Source organism: Massilia sp. CCM 8734 (assembly GCF_011682155.1).
In the GTDB taxonomy this organism is placed as follows: domain Bacteria; phylum Pseudomonadota; class Gammaproteobacteria; order Burkholderiales; family Burkholderiaceae_D; genus Telluria_A; species Telluria_A rubra.
This window is the reverse complement of the sequence record NZ_WHJI01000109.1, coordinates 1-2067: the sequence shown is the minus strand read 5'-3', so window position 1 is coordinate 2067 and position 2067 is coordinate 1. Positions and strand designations below refer to the sequence as shown.

Annotated in this window: 1 protein-coding gene and 1 pseudogene; both read left to right on the top strand. The window is 62.4% G+C overall.

All coding sequences use genetic code 11. The features are described from left to right. A pseudogene (locus tag F2P46_RS35555) lies at positions 1-181 on the top strand (ankyrin repeat domain-containing protein); the annotation flags it as partial. Positions 182-221: 40 nt separating this feature from the next. After that, positions 222-2067 (top strand): type VI secretion system Vgr family protein (locus F2P46_RS35550; protein WP_166899203.1); only part of this gene is annotated, 1846 nt, incomplete at its 3' end.

The window sequence follows — 2067 nt, the reverse complement described above, 5'->3', positions numbered from 1 at the left end:
CGACCTGCTGAACCTGTTGCTCGCCGAAGGCGCCAACCCGACACTGCGCAACAAGCGCGGCGAAGACGCCCTCGCCTGCGCGCGCCGGCGCGGCCATGCCGCCCTGGTCGAACGCCTGGAACAGCATTTCGCCGGCAAAACGGCAAGCGTTCCCGCGCCCGCCGCCGCAGCTCGAAAATAACATCAATGCAACGTCACATGCCCACCCAAAGGAAGCCCGCATGACCCGTCAGAACAACCGCCTGCTGCGCCTGAACTTTCCCAGCGGAGGCCCCGCCAGCCTCGTGGCCAACCGGATCGACGCGGTGGAAGGCCTGTCGCGCGACTTCCACTTCACCGTCGAATGCCTGAGCGACGATCCCAACATCGCCCTCAAGGATGTGCAAGGCAAGATGGCCACCGTGGAACTGGTGCGCGAAGACAACAGCAAGCGCTATTTCAACGGCTACGTGTTCGAGTTCCGCCGCGTGCGCGCCGACGGCGGCGAAGTCTATTACGACATGGTCCTGCTGCCATGGCTGGCCTACCTGCGCCTGCGCCGCGACAACTATCTGTTCCACAACATGACCGTCAAGGACCAAACCGACGACATCTTCGGCGACTATGGCGTGCGCAAGAGCGAGTTCCGCGTGGGCGGCCCGGACCCGGTCATGAAGGACGCTTGCCAGTACGACGAGTCCGACTACAACTACGTACACCGGCGCTGGGAAGAAAAAGGCTGGTTCTACTGGTACGAGCACACCGCCTCCGGCCACACCCTGATCCTGTCGGACGACTCGACCGCGGCCGCGCCGATCGACGGCCCGGCCCACATCCCCTTCAACCGCGCCGCCGGCGCCGAGGAAGACGATGCGCTGGGCGAATGGACGCCGGTGCGGCGCCTGGTGCCGGCCAAGTACGCCTTGTCCAGCTTCAACTTCAAGAGCCCGAAACCGGTCAAGACCCAGCTGCCGACGGTCAACGAACAGGGTGACGTGCTCAAGAAGGAAGTGTACGAATACGTGGGCGCCTACGGCTTCAAGGACGCCGGCGACGGCGACGCCAAGACCCGCTTGCGGCTGGAAGAAATCGAAGCGTCCGGCAAGCATTTCGAAGGCGCCGGCAACGACCGCTACGCCATGCCGGGCCGCAGCTTTACCTTGACGGAACACTTTGACGACGGCTCGAAAAACTTCCTGATCCTGGAAGTGCGCCACACGGCCAGCAACAATTACCAGGTGAACGTGGAAACGCCGTCGTACTACGAAAACCGCGTCTCCTGCATCCGCAAGCAGATTCCATGGCGTCCGGGGCGCGGCTACAACAGCATCGAGCCCAAGATTTACGGGCTGCAGACGGCGCTGGTGGTGGGGCCGAAAGGCGAAGAGATTCACACCGACAAATACGGCCGCGTGCGCGTGCAGTTCCACTGGGACCGCATCGGCGAATACGACGAGAAAAGCTCGGCGTGGATCCGCGTGGCTACCTCGTGGTCGGGCGCCAACTTCGGCGTGACTGCGATTCCGCGCATCGGCTCGGAAGTGATCGTCCAGTTCATGGACGGCAACCCGGACCGGCCGTTGGTGACTGGCATGGTGCCGAACGAAGACACCATGGTGCCGTGGACCCTGCCGGAGAACAAGACCCAGAGCGGCGTGCTGACGCGTTCCACGCCGAAAGGCAACTACAACACCGCCAACGCCTTGCGTTTCGAGGATAAAAAGGGCCAGGAACAGTTGTGGCTGCATGCCGAGAAAGACCAGCTGACCGAGGTCGAGCACGACGAGGACAAGTGGGTTGGGAATGATCGCCGCAAGACCATCGACCGGGATGAGACCACCCTCGTCAAGCGCGACCGCACGGAGACCGTGGACCGCGATGAAACGATTACGGTACATAACAACCGCAAGGAACGGGTTGACCACGACGAGACCATCAGCATCGGCGACAACCGCACTGAAGATGTGGGGATCAACGAGACCATCACGATTGGGGCGAACCGGACCAAGACCGTGGTGCAGAACGAGACCGATAGCATCGGTGGGGCCTGGACCATTACTGTTGCCAAGATGAAGACGGAAACCATTG